This is a genomic window from Nostoc sp., from assembly GCF_036916655.1.
Lineage (GTDB): Bacteria > Cyanobacteriota > Cyanobacteriia > Cyanobacteriales > Nostocaceae > Nostoc.
The window spans coordinates 85,278-100,766 of record NZ_JBALFY010000065.1 but is presented as its reverse complement, the minus strand read 5'-3'; the positions used below and the strand labels follow the sequence as shown (position 1 = coordinate 100,766).

General features: G+C 39.7%; 14 protein-coding genes and 1 tRNA gene. 9 read left to right on the top strand and 6 right to left on the bottom strand.

Features of this window, described 5'->3' with window-relative positions; genetic code table 11:
- The first annotated feature begins 133 nt into the window (after window positions 1-133).
- From fghA to V7L31_RS17300, 3 genes are all read left to right on the top strand, one after another.
- Window positions 134-970: an S-formylglutathione hydrolase gene (fghA, locus tag V7L31_RS17310; RefSeq protein ID WP_334697381.1), complete on the top strand. Its 837-nt coding sequence runs from the start codon at window positions 134-136 to the stop codon at window positions 968-970.
- A 211-nt stretch (window positions 971-1,181) separates the two neighbouring features.
- Window positions 1,182-1,352 (top strand): photosystem II assembly protein Psb34, encoded by a 171-nt coding sequence (psb34, locus tag V7L31_RS17305; protein WP_334697380.1) that lies wholly within the window; start codon window positions 1,182-1,184, stop codon window positions 1,350-1,352.
- 276 nt (window positions 1,353-1,628) lie between these two features.
- A complete protein-coding gene (locus V7L31_RS17300; protein WP_334697379.1) occupies window positions 1,629-2,417 on the top strand; it encodes a COP23 domain-containing protein in 789 nt (262 codons plus the stop codon).
- Window positions 2,418-2,571: 154 nt separating this feature from the next.
- On the opposite strand, the gene cobA is transcribed toward V7L31_RS17300, so the two are convergent.
- From cobA to V7L31_RS17280, 4 genes are all read right to left on the bottom strand, one after another.
- Window positions 2,572-3,351 carry a uroporphyrinogen-III C-methyltransferase gene (gene cobA / locus V7L31_RS17295; protein WP_334697378.1) on the bottom strand — a complete coding sequence of 260 codons (780 nt, stop codon included), beginning with the start codon at window positions 3,349-3,351 and terminating at the stop codon, window positions 2,572-2,574.
- The gene (locus V7L31_RS17290; protein WP_334697377.1) at window positions 3,348-4,079 is read right to left on the bottom strand and encodes a sirohydrochlorin chelatase; all 732 of its coding nucleotides are present in this window, start codon (window positions 4,077-4,079) and stop codon (window positions 3,348-3,350) included. The genes cobA and V7L31_RS17290 overlap by 4 nt, the downstream gene beginning before the upstream one ends.
- A 188-nt stretch (window positions 4,080-4,267) precedes the next feature.
- Window positions 4,268-4,945: a pentapeptide repeat-containing protein gene (locus tag V7L31_RS17285; RefSeq protein WP_334697376.1), complete on the bottom strand. Its 678-nt coding sequence runs from the start codon at window positions 4,943-4,945 to the stop codon at window positions 4,268-4,270.
- Window positions 4,946-5,272: 327 nt separating this feature from the next.
- Window positions 5,273-5,656: a DUF4359 domain-containing protein gene (locus V7L31_RS17280; RefSeq protein ID WP_179064982.1), complete on the bottom strand. Its 384-nt coding sequence runs from the start codon at window positions 5,654-5,656 to the stop codon at window positions 5,273-5,275.
- 124 nt (window positions 5,657-5,780) lie between these two features.
- Between V7L31_RS17280 and V7L31_RS17275 the strand changes: the two genes are divergently transcribed.
- The 4 genes from V7L31_RS17275 to V7L31_RS17260 all read left to right on the top strand — a co-directional run bounded on the left by V7L31_RS17275 (window position 5,781) and on the right by V7L31_RS17260 (window position 11,991).
- Window positions 5,781-5,853: transfer RNA gene (locus V7L31_RS17275), tRNA-His, on the top strand.
- Between the two features lie 1,427 nt (window positions 5,854-7,280).
- The gene (locus tag V7L31_RS17270) at window positions 7,281-9,701 is read left to right on the top strand and encodes a sucrose synthase (RefSeq protein ID WP_334697375.1); all 2,421 of its coding nucleotides are present in this window, start codon (window positions 7,281-7,283) and stop codon (window positions 9,699-9,701) included.
- Window positions 9,702-10,243: 542 nt separating this feature from the next.
- Window positions 10,244-11,338 carry an AAA family ATPase gene (locus V7L31_RS17265; RefSeq protein ID WP_334697374.1) on the top strand — a complete coding sequence of 365 codons (1,095 nt, stop codon included), beginning with the start codon at window positions 10,244-10,246 and terminating at the stop codon, window positions 11,336-11,338.
- Window positions 11,335-11,991, top strand: a complete 657-nt coding sequence (locus V7L31_RS17260) for a DUF4276 family protein (protein WP_334697373.1) — start codon at window positions 11,335-11,337, stop codon at window positions 11,989-11,991. The genes V7L31_RS17265 and V7L31_RS17260 overlap by 4 nt, the downstream gene beginning before the upstream one ends.
- Before the next feature lie 255 nt (window positions 11,992-12,246).
- On the opposite strand, the gene V7L31_RS17255 is transcribed toward V7L31_RS17260, so the two are convergent.
- Window positions 12,247-12,801: a peptidoglycan-binding domain-containing protein gene (locus V7L31_RS17255; protein ID WP_334697372.1), complete on the bottom strand. Its 555-nt coding sequence runs from the start codon at window positions 12,799-12,801 to the stop codon at window positions 12,247-12,249.
- Between the two features lie 487 nt (window positions 12,802-13,288).
- Window positions 13,289-14,005 (bottom strand): ROK family protein, encoded by a 717-nt coding sequence (locus V7L31_RS17250; RefSeq protein WP_334697383.1) that lies wholly within the window; start codon window positions 14,003-14,005, stop codon window positions 13,289-13,291.
- 293 nt (window positions 14,006-14,298) lie between these two features.
- Here V7L31_RS17250 and V7L31_RS17245 point away from each other — a divergent pair, with 293 nt between their 5' ends.
- Entirely contained in the window at window positions 14,299-14,802 is a 504-nt protein-coding gene (locus V7L31_RS17245) for a 2TM domain-containing protein (protein WP_334697371.1), read from the top strand.
- 92 nt (window positions 14,803-14,894) lie between these two features.
- Window positions 14,895-15,341, top strand: a complete 447-nt coding sequence (locus tag V7L31_RS17240) for a beta-lactamase hydrolase domain-containing protein (protein WP_334697370.1) — start codon at window positions 14,895-14,897, stop codon at window positions 15,339-15,341.
- Window positions 15,342-15,489: the final 148 nt, after the last annotated feature.

The window sequence follows — 15,489 nt, the reverse complement described above, 5'->3', positions numbered from 1 at the left end:
GTCAGTGGAGTATGCTTTCATTCCAGATACACTTTGCTACAACATTCATCATCTTCCCACATTGTGTATTTCACTCAAGCGAGAACCGCTATAGATAGCAAATCCGATGTAGTCAAATAAGAGAATATAATCAATGCCTAACCTCAACCTCATTTCAGAATATAAAAGCTTTGGCGGCAAACTCGGTTTTTACAGTCATCACTCCTCCACTTGTAACGGTGAAATGCGCTTTACCATCTATCAACCGCCACAAGCAACTCAAAATCCTGTGCCGATTCTCTATTTTCTCTCTGGTTTAACTTGCACGGAAGAGAATTTTATGGCGAAGGCGGGAGTCCAACGACTGGCGGCTGAGTACGGTTTGATATTGGTTGCACCAGATACTAGTCCGCGTAATACTGGCATTGCAGGTGAGGATGATGACTGGGACTTTGGCACTGGTGCGGGCTTTTATGTTGATGCTACAGAAGAACCGTGGTGTCAACACTACAAAATGTATAGTTATGTCGTCCAGGAATTACCTGCTTTAATTACCGCCAACTTTCCTACCCAACCTGAAAAACAAGGTATTTTCGGTCATTCGATGGGAGGACATGGGGCGCTAGTTTGTGCGTTGAGAAACCCAGAACTCTATAAATCAGTATCAGCTTTTGCACCAATTACTGCACCTATGCATTGTCCTTGGGGTCAAAAGGCTTTCAATGGTTATCTTGGCAGCAATCAAGAAAGTTGGCGTGCTTATGATGCTAGTGAATTAGTCAAGCAAGTAGGCTATCACAGTCCAATTCTGATTGACCAAGGGACTGCTGATAAATTTTTAGCTGAACAATTACTGCCAGAGGTATTTGAACAAGCTTGTGCAGATGTTAACCAGCCGCTAAACTTGCGTTACCAAGAAGGCTATGACCACAGTTATTATTTTATCGCCAGTTTTATTGAAGATCACATCCGCCACCATGCGTTAGCGTAGCTTACCGTAGGTATCGCTTTTAATAAACCAGACTAGAAAAAAGGAACTCAGATTTGACACTTTCCTTAATGGAATGGAAGCGAGGTTTTCCAGATCCCGTGATAAGTCATATTTATAAATACTATTAGTCTTTTTTTGTCAAGCTATGTTGACTATTTGTAACAAATCAGTTATATTTAGTTACATAAGTTAATAAAGAAGAGAAAAAACTATGTACACCACCATTAACGAAGAGGGCATTCTCAACAACTATGCAGCTGAACCCCAGATGTACTACGCTGAGTACCCAGCAATTTGGGAACAACGTAAATACGTTTTACAAGGTCTTTTTGCCACTTTAATCGTCACCACTTTAGTTTTGGTTGGTTTGAGCGTTAGCTAGGATTTTTCGATTTCAGTATCGCTGTATCTCATCGTCAATCTCACTTCTCGACTTACCCCGGCTAATTTAGCTGGGTTTTTTTGCGTTTTTAGCCATCCCAAACAACAGCCTACGAAGGAATGGGGCATCATAGAGACATTCAAGCACGTCTGAAAAAGCTACTCGAAGAGAAAAAAGTAAGAGAAGAAAAAAATAGCGGTTTTGATGAATCAAAAAACAGAATTATTCGTCACTTAGACTATCAGTTCCCTACCGATTTATACTGGAGGATGATTTATGCCATCACAACTGCTGAGATTTATGTCTTTGGGTGTTCTTGGTTTATCTTTGTGTCTGAGCAATTCCGCAGCAATGGCACAATATGATACTGGTACTAGTGGCGGCGGTGTAGTAGTGCCTACAGTACCATCGGGTGATACATCAACACCAGTCCCAATAGACACATCGACAGGTATACCATCTTCACCCTCAGCTGACACTGCAACTCGATTTACCTGTCAGTCTTACAATGGTCAGTACACCGTCATGTATCAGCCACAAAGTCAACCAGGACAATTCTTTCCTTGGGCTGCACCTGCGGCTTTGGGTGGTGGTTGGGATGCACAAAGGCGTTGTGCAGCAATTGCCAGTCGTTTAGAACTTTATCGTCCAGATGGTTTACAAGAACTTCAGACAGCAGTCGAAAATAACGAAAATATCGTCTGCGTTACAACTGAAGCGAATCCAAGCTGTAGAATTGTGCTGACAGTCCCGCGTGGGAAAGATCCCTATGTTATCCGCAATAGTATTTTTCAGAACTTGACTACTGCTGACAGTGGACAACAGACTATAGCTGTTAACACTTATGGCGATCGCAGTAGTGGAGGCAACGAATTATATAATTTAGGACGCACACTTCTAGGCAGTGGCAATAATCGGATTAGTTCATCTCGAAGTGGGATTAATCTCAAACCTTTCCTCGATCGCCAAGATGGCGGTACTGGAAACAATTTGCGGAGGGGAGTTGCAATCCGTCGTCAGTCTCAGCCTAACGGCGCTCGTCTAAATCCTGGTAATTTCCGGTAAGCAAGAGTGGCTTTTAATACAAAATAACTTTCAAATAAAAATATCGAACTACCTAATTGTGAGGCGGACAAGATGTCCGCCTTTTTTATCTACTCAGTGCTGATTAAAGAAAAAGAACTCTTACTTTTGCTTGAAACAAGCTTTGCACCAAACATTAAACTGGACGACAACCAGACAAAATACTGTGCATATTCACGACTTGTCCAATAACTGCGATCGCAGGCGCACTAAATCCAGTTTCTTCTACCTGTGTGACAATTGTCTCTAAAGTACCAATCAATTCTTCTTGTTCTGGGCGCGTACCCCAGCGCACCAAAGCAATAGGCGTTTCTAAATTCAACCCAGCAGTACTTAATTCTTCCACAATATAAGGCAGATTGTGAATTCCCATATAAATTACAATGGTTTCCGAACCGTGAGCGATCGCACTCCAATTCACAATCGGTCTATACTTACCCACCGCTTCATGACCAGTTACAAATGTCACTGAAGAACTATACAGCCGATGCGTCAAAGGTATACCTGAGTATGCCGCCGCGGCAATTCCCGATGTGATACCTGGCACAACTTCTGCTGATATCCCCGCTTTAATTAATTCTTCCATCTCTTCGCCACCGCGACCAAAGATAAACGGATCGCCACCCTTTAGCCGCACCACAATTGCATGATCCTGCGCTTTATCAATCAGCAATTGCGTTGTCTCTGACTGCAACAACGAATGTCTCCCCGCACGCTTACCAGCATTAATTTGTTCAGCTTGGGGATTAATCATTGCCAAAATTGCTGGACTGACTAAGGCATCATAGATAACTACATCCGCGCATTCCAACAAACCTTTTGCCTTCAGGGTAATTAATCCTGGATCTCCTGGCCCCGCACCTACTAAATAAACCTTTCCCAAATACTTGTTCTCCTGTTTTTCTGTGCGGTTCATTTATCTGTTAAATCCCAAATTAGCTCGGCTAATTCTGCACTTGCTCCCAATGGCTGCGCCAATTGGAAATTCACCGCAGAAAATTGTAATTTTAGCGCCTCGATTGAGGTGGCGATCGCATCGGTTATTCCACCAGCGAATAAAAAATATGGCAAAATTGCAATTTCAGGGTAACCAGCAGTTACCAACTCTTTCACCCGTGATTCTAAACTAGGAGGCCCAGCCCAATAAGCAGTTACGGCTCCCAACCTCGCCGCTATTGCTTCCACAGTTTCTTGTGAACCTGGGCGACGGCTACCATGAGCTAAGAGAATCCATGCTTCTGCTTTTATAGTGGCTATTTGCTTGGCTAGCAATTTATCTAAATTGGGGTGAGAGCCTAAATATGGTTGCAACTCAATGATAATATCTTCACCAGTAGCCTGTTGTGCGAGTGCTACTTCGGCGGGAATATCTGTCATAACATGCACTCCCGGCAGCAGAAATAGCGGTACAATTTTGAGGTGGTTCACATTTTGAGATCGGTTGCGATCGCCAAAGGCGCTCTTAGCAAATTGTTGAATCTGCTCGTGTAAAGGCTGAGAACTCATTTCTAAAGCTGCTATGCCAACCAGATGTTCGCTATTTTTTGGCAATTTGTGACATACCAGCCTAGCTAGTTGCTGCATAGCAATTTCTGGGCGGCGATCGCGACTTCCATGAGACAATAGCAGATAAGCAGATGACATTGGCAAAGCTTAAACTTTCAGTTACTATCTTTATTTTAAGATGAAGCTGGGGATAATTAAGTACTCTGGTAATTATTGAAATTGTTATCAATTACTAATACACTTCACTAAAAAAGAGGATAAAGATAAGGCTGATGTCGTAGAGTTGTTGTCTTTTACAACGATAAATAAAAACTTACTTTCAACTTTTATGCGTTATCCGTTATTTCTTCATCAACAGCTTTGACTATTACATTTGCATACCTTTGAAGAATATAAGCCGCTTGGAATATATCTAAAACTGCACCTTGAAGCTGATTTATATTAATTTGTAAACCCTCTATATTAGAACCTCGAAAATCTGTGTTTTTAAATTTAGCATCAGCAAGGATAACATTATTCATTTGGCAGTTTATAAATTTTACATTTTTCAGAGAAGATTCTATAAATGTAGAATCTTCAAGTATGCAATTGTCAAAAATGGCATTATCAAATTTACTTGAATTAAATTGTGATAATTGTCCTTGACAGCCTTTAAAAATAACATTTTTGAATCTGGACTTTATTGCTTGAAATCCCAGCAATCTACAGTTAATAAATTCAACTCTATTAAGTGAAGCTTCTTCCCATTCAGTATTGGCAAAATCACTTTTAGCAATTCTAACATCTTGCAGAGTAAGTTTTTTAAAGTAAGTATTTATAGATTTAACATTATCAAAGTATGCATACTGAAAATCTACTCCTTTCGTTCCCTCAATCTGGCAATTTGATAAATGTACATTTTGATAGCTTTCTAATTCATATAATTGGTTATCTGGTATACCCTTATTCATTGTTTCATATAAAGGTAAATTAGGAGGATCAATAGCTCTATGCTTGCTAGACATATTTTTATTTGAAATCATCTCATCTAAAAAATATCTTAATACGTTATGAATACTCTAATAGTCAAGTAAAAAATACATTTCCTTATTTTTATTAAAATTAATACAAAATTAGGTTGAGCAAAAATGCAACTTCTTCTAAAAAGCAGCTGACAACAAAGCTTGAAGAAGAATTCAAAACTCAGGAGCGGAGCCAGAGACACTCCGCCTCCGGTCAGAATCAAGACGCGACGCTCGATACTCGCTCTAAGCATTGGCCCAGCCTCTCGTCGAGAGCGTAATTTTTAATTTTTAATTTTTAATTGTTAACTTCTCCCACTGCTGCTTACTTTATTGCTCTTCGGCAGTGTAAGTATAAAATTGATCAAAAGCTCCCACCGTTTCAAATTTGTAAGAAGGTATCCAAGAATTTATTTTTAAATCTGTACGATAAATACTAAAAACAACAAAATTTTGCCTTTCTGTAGTCCTAGCAATAATCCCTTGGATTTGTGGGTTAGCTGAGTCAACCAACTTATCACAATTAAAGCGGATTAAATTTTCGATAATATTCGTAGTTTTTTTACATACATCGGTTTTTAAGTATTTTGTCAGCCGTTGAACTGCATATTCTTCGTATTCAACCTGACTAGGATTGGTTTTCGCCATTGTCACACCTAAGGCGGCAAGTCCTACTGCTGCTCCAGTATACGCGATGATGGTCAATGGTTTCATATTTGCCAAGTAAAATTCATTGTAATCGTTAGATTCTGGAGACTCTAAATCAACTAAATCCGTTCCTTGAAGAAAAACTCTTGATCGCTTGCCAAATTATTGCTATAATTCAAATTGTTGAATGGCGAGCGTAGCCAAGTGGTTAAGGCAGTGGTTTGTGGTACCACCATTCGTGGGTTCGAGTCCCATCGTTCGCCCTATATAATTTTATATTGATCTATACATTCCTATGTAAAGGTGAATTGTGGTTTTGAAGATTCATAACCATTACTTTAGCAAGGATCTGCATCTACAAGTTTATGGATTTGAAAGGGTTGTAAACCCAGAATAATTTATTAGTTTATCTTATTGAATAAGTTTATGTATATAAGCAAATCTACTTTCTCAAGGAAAATTAGGTGTAAGATGTCTTACGACATCTTACACCTCTACGAGACGGGCTAAGGATAAAGAAGTTGTTACTGTGTTATTGGACTAAGGTTTAGGGTGTACCTCACGTGAACGAGAACCTCTGTATCCCTCTTTTATCACTCTCCGAAAACATTTGCCATTTCTGGATTCTAGAGCTTTTGTATAGCAAGCGATCGCGCGATTCTTTTCTAATAACAAATACAAGACCAATTTTTTTCTAATAGTATAGCTTGTATTGATTGCCTCATCAGGCTTCTAGCGATCGCCCTCCCGGAGAGTGACAGAAGAGGGGTATATTAGGAATCCGATTTGATTCCTGAAAAAATCTAAGTATATGTATTGGCGTGGCAAGCAAAAAATAGTGCATGAGATGTAGGTTGGGTTACGCTCCGCTCATTGGTGTCAATTTAAGCTGGAAATAACTTATCTGTTGGCTGACATACCCGCCCGGAAATAAATTTTTTTGGCTTTTAGCTTAAGTCTACTGAAGTAGACTGGAGATTTTTGGCGATATTTAGTCATCAATAGATGACTTTAGCTATGAGGCGGGAATTTCAATTCCCGACGGACGAGCGGTTTCACGTTAAGTTGACACCAATGCGCTCCGCTCCACCCAACAGATATCAGGATGTTGGATTACGCAAAGCCTCCACTACAATTTTTTTGCAACATTTTAGCCTTGACCGAATAATTCGCAATTCGCTTTTTCCGATGTAACTGATAATTGATTCATTTAGGGTCGGAAGCTGTTAATTTAAGTGTATTGGTAGCGATATAAATTGGCCAGATTTAAACAATTTTATGTTTATAAAATAAATATGGCAAATCAAGATTATTCTATTTATAAACAAAAATTTACAATACACGTAAATGAATGATATACTGAGAATTATGTCAAGAAGATGAGGGCATAATCTGTTGTATCTAGTTGTTATTAAACAGTTATTTACTAACATCTAACTAAAGGAATAAAAATTGTATTCCTTTGGTTAGAGTTAAAAATATTGAGCCATAGATACTTTAGTTAAAGTAGAACATGATTTAAGTGCCTACTGAAAATTTGATATTTGTAGGTACACAGATAAATCACATTTAATAAATCACATTTATCTGTGTAGTTTCGTGTTTATGTGCGGTTTCAAAAAAGAATTGAGGCTTATTTGTCTAGCCTTAAAAGTTAATAATGCAAACATCGTTATCTAATGGAGTTGCCATGTCTGAATTGTTTCAAGCAGTCTTAGATAGTGAAGAAAGAAGTGATTTGCGTTCCTTTATTAGTGAATTACGCCAGCAAGAAAGTAAGTACTTGCTGCGGAACGACATACTCAATGTATATAGTGAGTATTGTTCCAAGTCTCAGAAATCTGAAGCTTTTTACACTTCCTCTGAGTTAGGAAAACTCATTTACTATACTCAGGAAATTATTCAGGAAGACTCAAACTTTTGTTTCATTATTCGTTCTAAGATTGCCAGCCAAGAAGTTTATTGGTTGACTTCAGACTTGAGCATCGAGCCGATGACGGTGCAAGATTTGTTGGATCTGCGCGATCGCTTCGTCAACAAATCTCATCCTAACGACGGCGGCTTGCTAGAGTTGGATTTTGGCCCGTTTTATGACTACACCCCAGTCATCCGCGACCCCAAAAATATTGGTAAGGGGGTGCAATTCCTCAACCGCTATCTTTCCAGCCAACTATTCCAAGACTCCAAACAATTGCTGGACAGCTTATTTCATTTCTTGCGCCTGCACCACTACAACGGTATTCAACTGCTGATTAGCGATCGCATTCAATCGCAGCAGCAACTTTCTCAGCAAGTTAAAAAGGCGATCGATTTTGTGAATAATCGCGCCGACGATGAGCTCTATGAACAATTCCGGTTTCAATTGCAAACAATGGGTTTTGAAGCGGGTTGGGGTAACACCGCAGCGCGAGTCCGGGAAACCCTGAATATTCTCGATGAATTGATTGATTCTCCCGATCCTCAAACCCTAGAAGCCTTCATCTCTCGCGTCCCGATGATTTTTAGAATCGTCTTGGTGTCAGCACACGGTTGGTTTGGACAAGAGGGCGTTTTGGGGCGTCCTGATACTGGTGGTCAAGTAGTTTACGTCCTCGATCAGGCGAAAAGCTTAGAGAAGCAGCTACAAGAAGATGTCCTACTTGCAGGTTTAGAGGGATTGAATGTCCAGCCAAAAGTAATTATTCTCACCCGTTTAATTCCGAACAGTGATGGTACTCTTTGTAATCAACGGCTAGAAAAAGTTCTTGGTAGTGAAAACGCTTGGATTTTGCGAGTACCTTTGCGAGAATTTAACCCCAACATGACTCAAAACTGGATTTCCCGGTTTGAGTTTTGGCCTTATTTAGAAACTTTCGCCATTGACTCAGAAAGAGAACTACGGGCAGAATTTCACGGCACGCCTGACTTAATAGTTGGCAACTATACCGATGGAAATTTAGTGGCATTTTTGCTGGCGCGACGGCTGAAAGTGACACAATGTAACGTTGCCCATGCTTTAGAAAAATCTAAATACTTATTCAGTAACCTCTACTGGCAAGATTTGGAAGATAAATATCATTTTTCCTTGCAATTCACTGCTGATTTAATTGCCATGAACGCTGCCAATTTTGTGATTAGCAGCACCTACCAAGAAATTGTCGGGACACCAGATAGCGTGGGACAGTACGAATCTTATAAGTGCTTCACTATGCCGGAGTTGTACCATGTAACCAATGGCATTGAATTATTTAGTCCCAAGTTTAATGTCGTACCCCCTGGAGTAAACGAAAATAATTACTTCCCCTACACCCGAAATAAAGACCGCGTAGAGAGCGATCGCCAACGCCTTGCAGAAACACTCTTTACTCTAGAAGACCCCGCACAAATCTTTGGCAAACTCGACGATCCTAATAAGCGCCCTCTCTTCTCAATGGCGCGTCTTGACCACATCAAAAACCTCACAGGTTTAGCTGAATGTTATGGTCAAAGTAAAGAATTACAAGAACATTGCAACTTAATTTTGGTAGCGGGTAAATTGCGCGTCGAAGAATCAGGCGACAACGAAGAACGCGACGAAATTATCAAACTCTACCAAATAATTGACCAGTACAATCTTCACGGGAAGATTCGTTGGTTGGGTGTGCGCCTGACTAAAATTGATTCCGGTGAAATCTACCGAGTCATTGCCGATCGTCAGGGAATTTTTGTACAACCAGCTTTATTTGAAGCTTTTGGTTTGACAATTTTAGAAGCAATGGTTTCAGGATTACCGACTTTCGCCACACAGTTTGGTGGGCCATTAGAGATTATTCAAGATAAGGTGAATGGATTTTTGATTAACCCGACAAATTTAGAAGAGACAGCCACAAAAATTGTGGACTTCATTACAAAATGCGAACAAAATCCTAACTACTGGAATGAAATTGCCCAGCGAGGAATTGACCGAGTTTACACTACCTATACTTGGAAAATTCACACTACTAAGCTGTTATCCTTAGCGCGAATTTATGGCTTCTGGAACTTTACCTCAAAGGAAAATCGGGAAGATTTGTTACGTTATCTTGAGGCTTTGTTTTATTTAATTTACAAGCCAAGAGCGCAACAGCTATTAGAGCAGCATAAACACCGATAATAAGTTAGAAAACATAAGCTGTTCTATATTTAACTCAATAGGGTTGGGTTAAGAATTTTTGATATGTAGTAGACGTTGCAATGCAACGCATCTACAAAGGATTTCGGGCTTAACCCAAGCGTATGTAAGGGCATCTAAATTACTTTAGACAAAAAGCTTTATTTATGCGTTAACGCAACAATAAGGATTTACCTTTTAATTAATGTTCCAGATCCGAAACCTATGTCTACGACCGGCTACACCTACGTATATAGCGCTTCTCATTTGGATGCAATACATTTTGACCTCTCTCCAAACCTCTCTCTTTTGAGGAGAGAGGTTTTGATGCTTACTCCCCTTCCCTGCGAGGGAAGGGGCTGGGGGTTAGGTCTGTATTTCACGCAATTGATAACCGCTATAAAATATTATCAACAAGCAAGATTTAATGCGAATTTACCACAAATTATTGATAAAATGTGCTGACCCTGGCTAAATCACAATTAACATTAAGGTCTATTTGTGAAACAAGCAGCCCAAAAGCTTAAAAATCAGGAAACCATTCTATGAGCGATCTGACCAATGACAGCCAACTATCAAGGATTGTTTTGAAGGGCTTTAAGTCTATCGCTGAATGTGACCTTAAGCTTTTAAAACTAAACGTACTTATTGGATGTAATGGTGCAGGTAAATCTAACTTCATAGGCTTCTTTCACATGATTCAGCAGATGCTTGAGAGGAATCTGCAAGTTTTGGTAAGCCGCCAGGGTGGCCCCGATGCGATCTTGCATTTTGGCCGTAAAACAACTGAGCAATTAGAGATTGAGCTTTATTTTGGAAAGAATGGGTATCTTGCTACGCTTGAACCAACTCAAGACAACCGTCTGATGTTTTCCAAAGAGTCTTTTTGGTGGGACATGAGGGGTGAGTATGAAATCGGTAGTGGTCATTTTGAGACTAATGCTTTACGGGGTAGCGGAACAAGAATTGACAAGTACATATTACCCACGATGCGGCAGTGGCGGGTTTATCATTTCCATGATACAAGCGATACCGCTTATGTGAAGCAATCACACAGAATTAATGATAATGTTTACTTGCGTTCTGACGCGCGTAATCTTGCAGCTTTCCTATATTTGTTAAGTGAAAATTATTCGGAATCTTATCGGCGAATTGTCAAAACAATTCGACTTGTAGCTCCTTTCTTTGGTGATTTATATCTACGTCCTTCTCCACAAAACAATGAGGTGATCGAGTTAGAATGGGTCGAGCAAGGTCAAGATATTCCGTTTAAAGCTCATCTTCTTTCGGATGGAACACTTCGTTTTATCTGCTTGGTTACAGTATTTTTACAACCTACTTCCCTTCAACCAGAAACCATTTTGGTTGATGAGCCTGAGCTAGGTCTTCATCCGTATGCAATCACTGTTCTTGCATCCTTAATTCGCTCCACCGCAAAAGAAAAACAAGTTATTGTTTCAACTCAGTCAGTTGAACTGCTAAATGAATTTAGAGCAGAAGACGTAATTGTTGTAGATCGCGATCGTGGTAAATCATCACTCCGAAGATTGAACGAGGATGATTTACACGAGTGGCTTGAAGACTACAGCTTAGGAGAACTGTGGAAGAAGAACATCCTTGGTGGGAGACCTTCACGATGATCCGAATACACGTTTTTGTAGAAGGACAGACGGAAGAAACTTTTGTAAAAGAAGTACTCTGCGAACATCTTCAGCGAAAAGATATATATCTCAACCCCATTCTTGTGCGAACTAGCTCAACAAATAAAGGTGGTGTAGTGAGCTATGCAAAGATCAAACCGCAATTGAATCGTAAATGCCTTGAAGATGGTTCGGCATTTGTCACTACGATGTTTGATTTATATCGATTACCAAATGATTTTCCAGGAACCAGTTCTCTACCTAGTACAAATAACCCATTTCAGAAAGCTGAATATCTTGAGCAGCAAATGAGCGTAGACATTAAACACCAAAATTTTATCCCCAATCTACTGGTTCATGAGTTTGAGGGACTCCTGTATAGCAATCCACAAGCTTTTCTCGCATGGTTTGACCAAAGTATAGTAGATAGCCTACAAGCAGATCGGAACTTATTTATTTCACCTGAACATATTAATGAAGGCCCGACAACAGCCCCATCTAAACGAATTATTAGATGTTGCCTTGGATATGAAAAGCCATTACATGGCTCCTTGATTGCTATGGATATTGGGTTGGATACAATACGTCAGCAATGCCAGCATTTCAATCAATGGTTAACGCGTCTTGAAAAGATCAGCGGCAGTAACGGTTGAAGAAAATATATTTCCCTCAAAAGACAGTAAAAATGTTACTTGTGTTCTCCATATTTTAGAAAGTTTTCAGTATTATAGCAACGGACAAAGAAGTTAGGACATTAACTCATGATAAAACCTATATACAAACAGACTTTCAACCCAGTCCCCAGTCCCTTGCTATAGTACTAATTTACCAAAGTGATTTTTATTAGATTTCCATAAATGAATTAGGAATTATGAATAATACGAAGTTTCATAACTCCTAACTCCTAACTAAATTGTCAACGCACCCCAAGTTCGCTGACCAACTACTCCATCTACTCCTAAATTTCGCTGGTTTTGAAAGGCTTTGACAGCCGTCTCTGTGAGTGCGCCAAAAATTCCATCTACTCTGACAGCATAACCGTTAGATACTAACAGCTGTTGTAAAGCTCTAACAGCAACACCAGAACTACCAAAATAAAGAGTTGGTAGAGTTTTGCTACTAAACTTCTGGAACCTTCCTGTAGCCTTTGTACGGATTTTACCTCCAGACTGAGAATACTTTTTAGACTGACTTAATTTAGAAGAAACTAGGAACTGATTTTTTCTACTAATTTTCTTAAGTATGTTTTCTTTCTCTAGTTTTAACGCTGAGGAAGAAGCTGAGTAAATTTCATCTGTCTGTATAAATTCAGGTGGCGTGACTTGAGCAGTTATCTCTAACTGACTCTGTTTTGACTGGTTTAGTCCATTTTCCACCTGAAATAATTGCTGCTGTGGCAAACTGGCCCCAGATGCTTGTCTGATTGTTAACATACCCGTCATCATCAGGCCAATTTCAGTCATTGTAGTTTATTTTACTTCAACAAATATTTCTTTTATGCAACAATATTGCTGCTGTCTGGGATAGTACATGCTCACAAAATAAAGAAGTCATGTACTAATTTTTTCAGATAATATTGTCATGTTCATATTTACTCACCTCCGATGCCATCTAATTAGAATCATGTGATTAGTTTTGTGCTTTTTTTATCTTTAATCAAGGTGTCAATTTGTCAGATATACTATCTAAATCAACGGTTTAGAGAATAACATACTATACGATCCTCTGGGAATGCGATCAAATCGAGACGCGATAAATCGCCGTCTCTACAAGTGTTTTGGGTTTATCTGAACTGGATTGCGCTATCACTCACTCGTACTGAATTTTGACCGGAGCCAGAGCGTCTCCGGCTCTGCTCCTGAGTTATGAATTATTTTGATAAAATCCCTGTAGGTGTAGCCCATCGGAGACATTGCTTAGTATACCCAGTTGTGGATACTGAAAAGCTTTTTACCTTTTTTCATCTCGCCACAAAGCAATACCGCCTAATAAACCAGTGATATTGGGGATGAGTTTCACATTTAACGGTAGCTGGAAATTCACTCTTACAGCTTCGCCACCGCCAATGTACAGGTAATCATAATTAAATAGATGTTGCAAAGATGCGATCGCTTTTTCTAAACGCCTATTCCACCTTTTATCACCAATTTTTTCTAACTCTGCACGCCCCAACTGTTGCTCGAAAGTCTCTCCTTTCCGAAACGGATGATGCCCCATTTCCATATTCGGCACTAGTCTTCCATCCACAAATAAAGCCGAACCAAACCCCGTACCCAGAGTAATCACTAATTCCACACCTTTACCTGCGATCGCACCAAACCCCTGCATATCTGCATCATTAATCACCCGTACAGGCTTATTTAAGTGTTTTAATAATGCTGTTTCCAAATCAAATCCGATCCAATCTGGATGTAAGTTTACCGCTGTTTCTGTAACTCCAGAGCGCACCACACCGGGAAAACCAACCGAAACGCGATGAAATTCACCTTGAGCCGCTGCCAACACAACAATTGCATTAATTACAACCTCTGGTGTTGCAGGTTGCGGTGTATCTAAACGTGCCCTTTCGGTTACAGGATTCCCCGTAATATCCAAAACCATAGCCTTAACGCCACTACCGCCAATATCAACCGATAGGGTACGAATCGATCCATTTTCGTCAACCATTGAGTCTACATCCTTATTAATGCCTGCTATTTCGTTATTAATTATGCTCTGCTGCATTTGATAATATCTGGATGTTTGGAGAGTCTTTATATTGCCAGAGAGAAATCAATTCAAAATTAAAGAACTTCTTCCCCTGCCACCTGCCCCCTGCCAAAAGTTAAAAATCTCATACATTCGATGCAGGAGAGCATCTAGATTTGTTAATGTAAGAATAATGGAAATAGTACTGGCGTAGCTGCTTAAAATCTATTGAGCAGCAAGTTTCTATTAAAAGTAATATAAGAGAAAGAATTATGACGGCGTTTGAACCTCAAAGCATCCGCTCGTATAGCCAAGAAGATGTCCAACAAATTCTGCACTTGGCGATCGCTCGTCAAGCTGATGACAAAGATACAGAATTTTCTTATGAGCAAATATTAGAAATTGCCTCTGAGTTAGAAATATCACCTGATTCTTTAAAACTAGCAGAACGCGATTGGAGCGTACAACAGGGTCAAGTCGAGCAACGAAAAGCTTTTGACGCCTACCGCATCAGAAGGTTTCAGAAGCGTCTAGGCAATTATGCAATTTTCAATGGTTTTTTTATACTAGTAAATTTAGTCACTGGTGGCGCAATTACTTGGTCACTGTACATTGTACTATTCTGTGGATTGCCTATAGGGCTTGATGTTTGGAATACCTTTCAAATCAAAGGCGAAGAGTATGAAATGGCATTCCAAAAGTGGAGTCGTAAACATCAGATTAAAAAAACCATCAGTACAGTTTTGAATAAGTGGTTTAAGGCATTACAGGCTTAGGAACGTGGATTAATTAAAATGCAAAACTCCATCCTGTCTCTAGCTACAGAATAAACTACGATAAAACTATCGAAATAGTGTAGTTAAAGGTTATGAGTAACACTAAAAAGGTTAGTGACGACTTGAGCGCTGCTGGACAGCTAACTTCTGAAGATTTAAAACAGGCAGCCCAAGAGGGATTTAAATCGGTGCTGAATTTGCGTTCTCCCGATGAAGCTGGTTTTCTTAATGACGAACAGCAGCAAGCCGAAGCCGCTGGACTGCAATATGCGAACATTCCGTTAAAGCCTTCGGAAGCAAATCAAGAGATAACATTAGCTATTCAGGAGATTGAGAACTTACCTAAACCAATTTTAATTCACTGTGCTGCTGGAGCAAGGGCTGGTGGTATTGCCTTGATTGCCAATGCTATTAGTGAAGGTCTAACTTATGAGGAAATTAGTCAGAAAGCCCAAGAACTGGGTTTAAGCTTAGAACAACCGCACCTCAAGCAATTCCTACTTGAGAAGTATATTGCCAAGCAAGCAGAGAAAAGTTAGTGATTTCGTGCAACAACCAAGCCTTAATCTTTTAGCTTAGGGAACTCCAAGAAATAAATTATCCAATATTGTGGGGTGGGCGACACGATAGCCCAGTCTATATGGCGCTCATGCTGCCCACCCCACAAGAGTTAATTGAATATTTTTT

What these genes read in the sequence shown, in the direction of transcription:
- V7L31_RS17255 (WP_334697372.1), bottom strand. Translation starts at nt 12,801, where the DNA reads ATGACTGAAATTGGCCTGATGATGACGGGTATGTTAACAATCAGACAA.
- V7L31_RS17250 (WP_334697383.1), bottom strand. Translation starts at nt 14,005, where the DNA reads ATGGTTGACGAAAATGGATCGATTCGTACCCTATCGGTTGATATTGGC.
- psb34 (WP_334697380.1), top strand. Translation starts at nt 1,182, where the DNA reads ATGTACACCACCATTAACGAAGAGGGCATTCTCAACAACTATGCAGCT.
- V7L31_RS17240 (WP_334697370.1), top strand. Translation starts at nt 14,895, where the DNA reads ATGAGTAACACTAAAAAGGTTAGTGACGACTTGAGCGCTGCTGGACAG.
- V7L31_RS17270 (WP_334697375.1), top strand. Translation starts at nt 7,281, where the DNA reads ATGTCTGAATTGTTTCAAGCAGTCTTAGATAGTGAAGAAAGAAGTGAT.
- V7L31_RS17300 (WP_334697379.1), top strand. Translation starts at nt 1,629, where the DNA reads ATGCCATCACAACTGCTGAGATTTATGTCTTTGGGTGTTCTTGGTTTA.
- V7L31_RS17290 (WP_334697377.1), bottom strand. Translation starts at nt 4,079, where the DNA reads ATGTCATCTGCTTATCTGCTATTGTCTCATGGAAGTCGCGATCGCCGC.
- V7L31_RS17260 (WP_334697373.1), top strand. Translation starts at nt 11,335, where the DNA reads ATGATCCGAATACACGTTTTTGTAGAAGGACAGACGGAAGAAACTTTT.
- V7L31_RS17285 (WP_334697376.1), bottom strand. Translation starts at nt 4,945, where the DNA reads ATGTCTAGCAAGCATAGAGCTATTGATCCTCCTAATTTACCTTTATAT.
- fghA (WP_334697381.1), top strand. Translation starts at nt 134, where the DNA reads ATGCCTAACCTCAACCTCATTTCAGAATATAAAAGCTTTGGCGGCAAA.
- V7L31_RS17265 (WP_334697374.1), top strand. Translation starts at nt 10,244, where the DNA reads ATGAGCGATCTGACCAATGACAGCCAACTATCAAGGATTGTTTTGAAG.
- cobA (WP_334697378.1), bottom strand. Translation starts at nt 3,351, where the DNA reads ATGAACCGCACAGAAAAACAGGAGAACAAGTATTTGGGAAAGGTTTAT.
- V7L31_RS17280 (WP_179064982.1), bottom strand. Translation starts at nt 5,656, where the DNA reads ATGAAACCATTGACCATCATCGCGTATACTGGAGCAGCAGTAGGACTT.
- V7L31_RS17245 (WP_334697371.1), top strand. Translation starts at nt 14,299, where the DNA reads ATGACGGCGTTTGAACCTCAAAGCATCCGCTCGTATAGCCAAGAAGAT.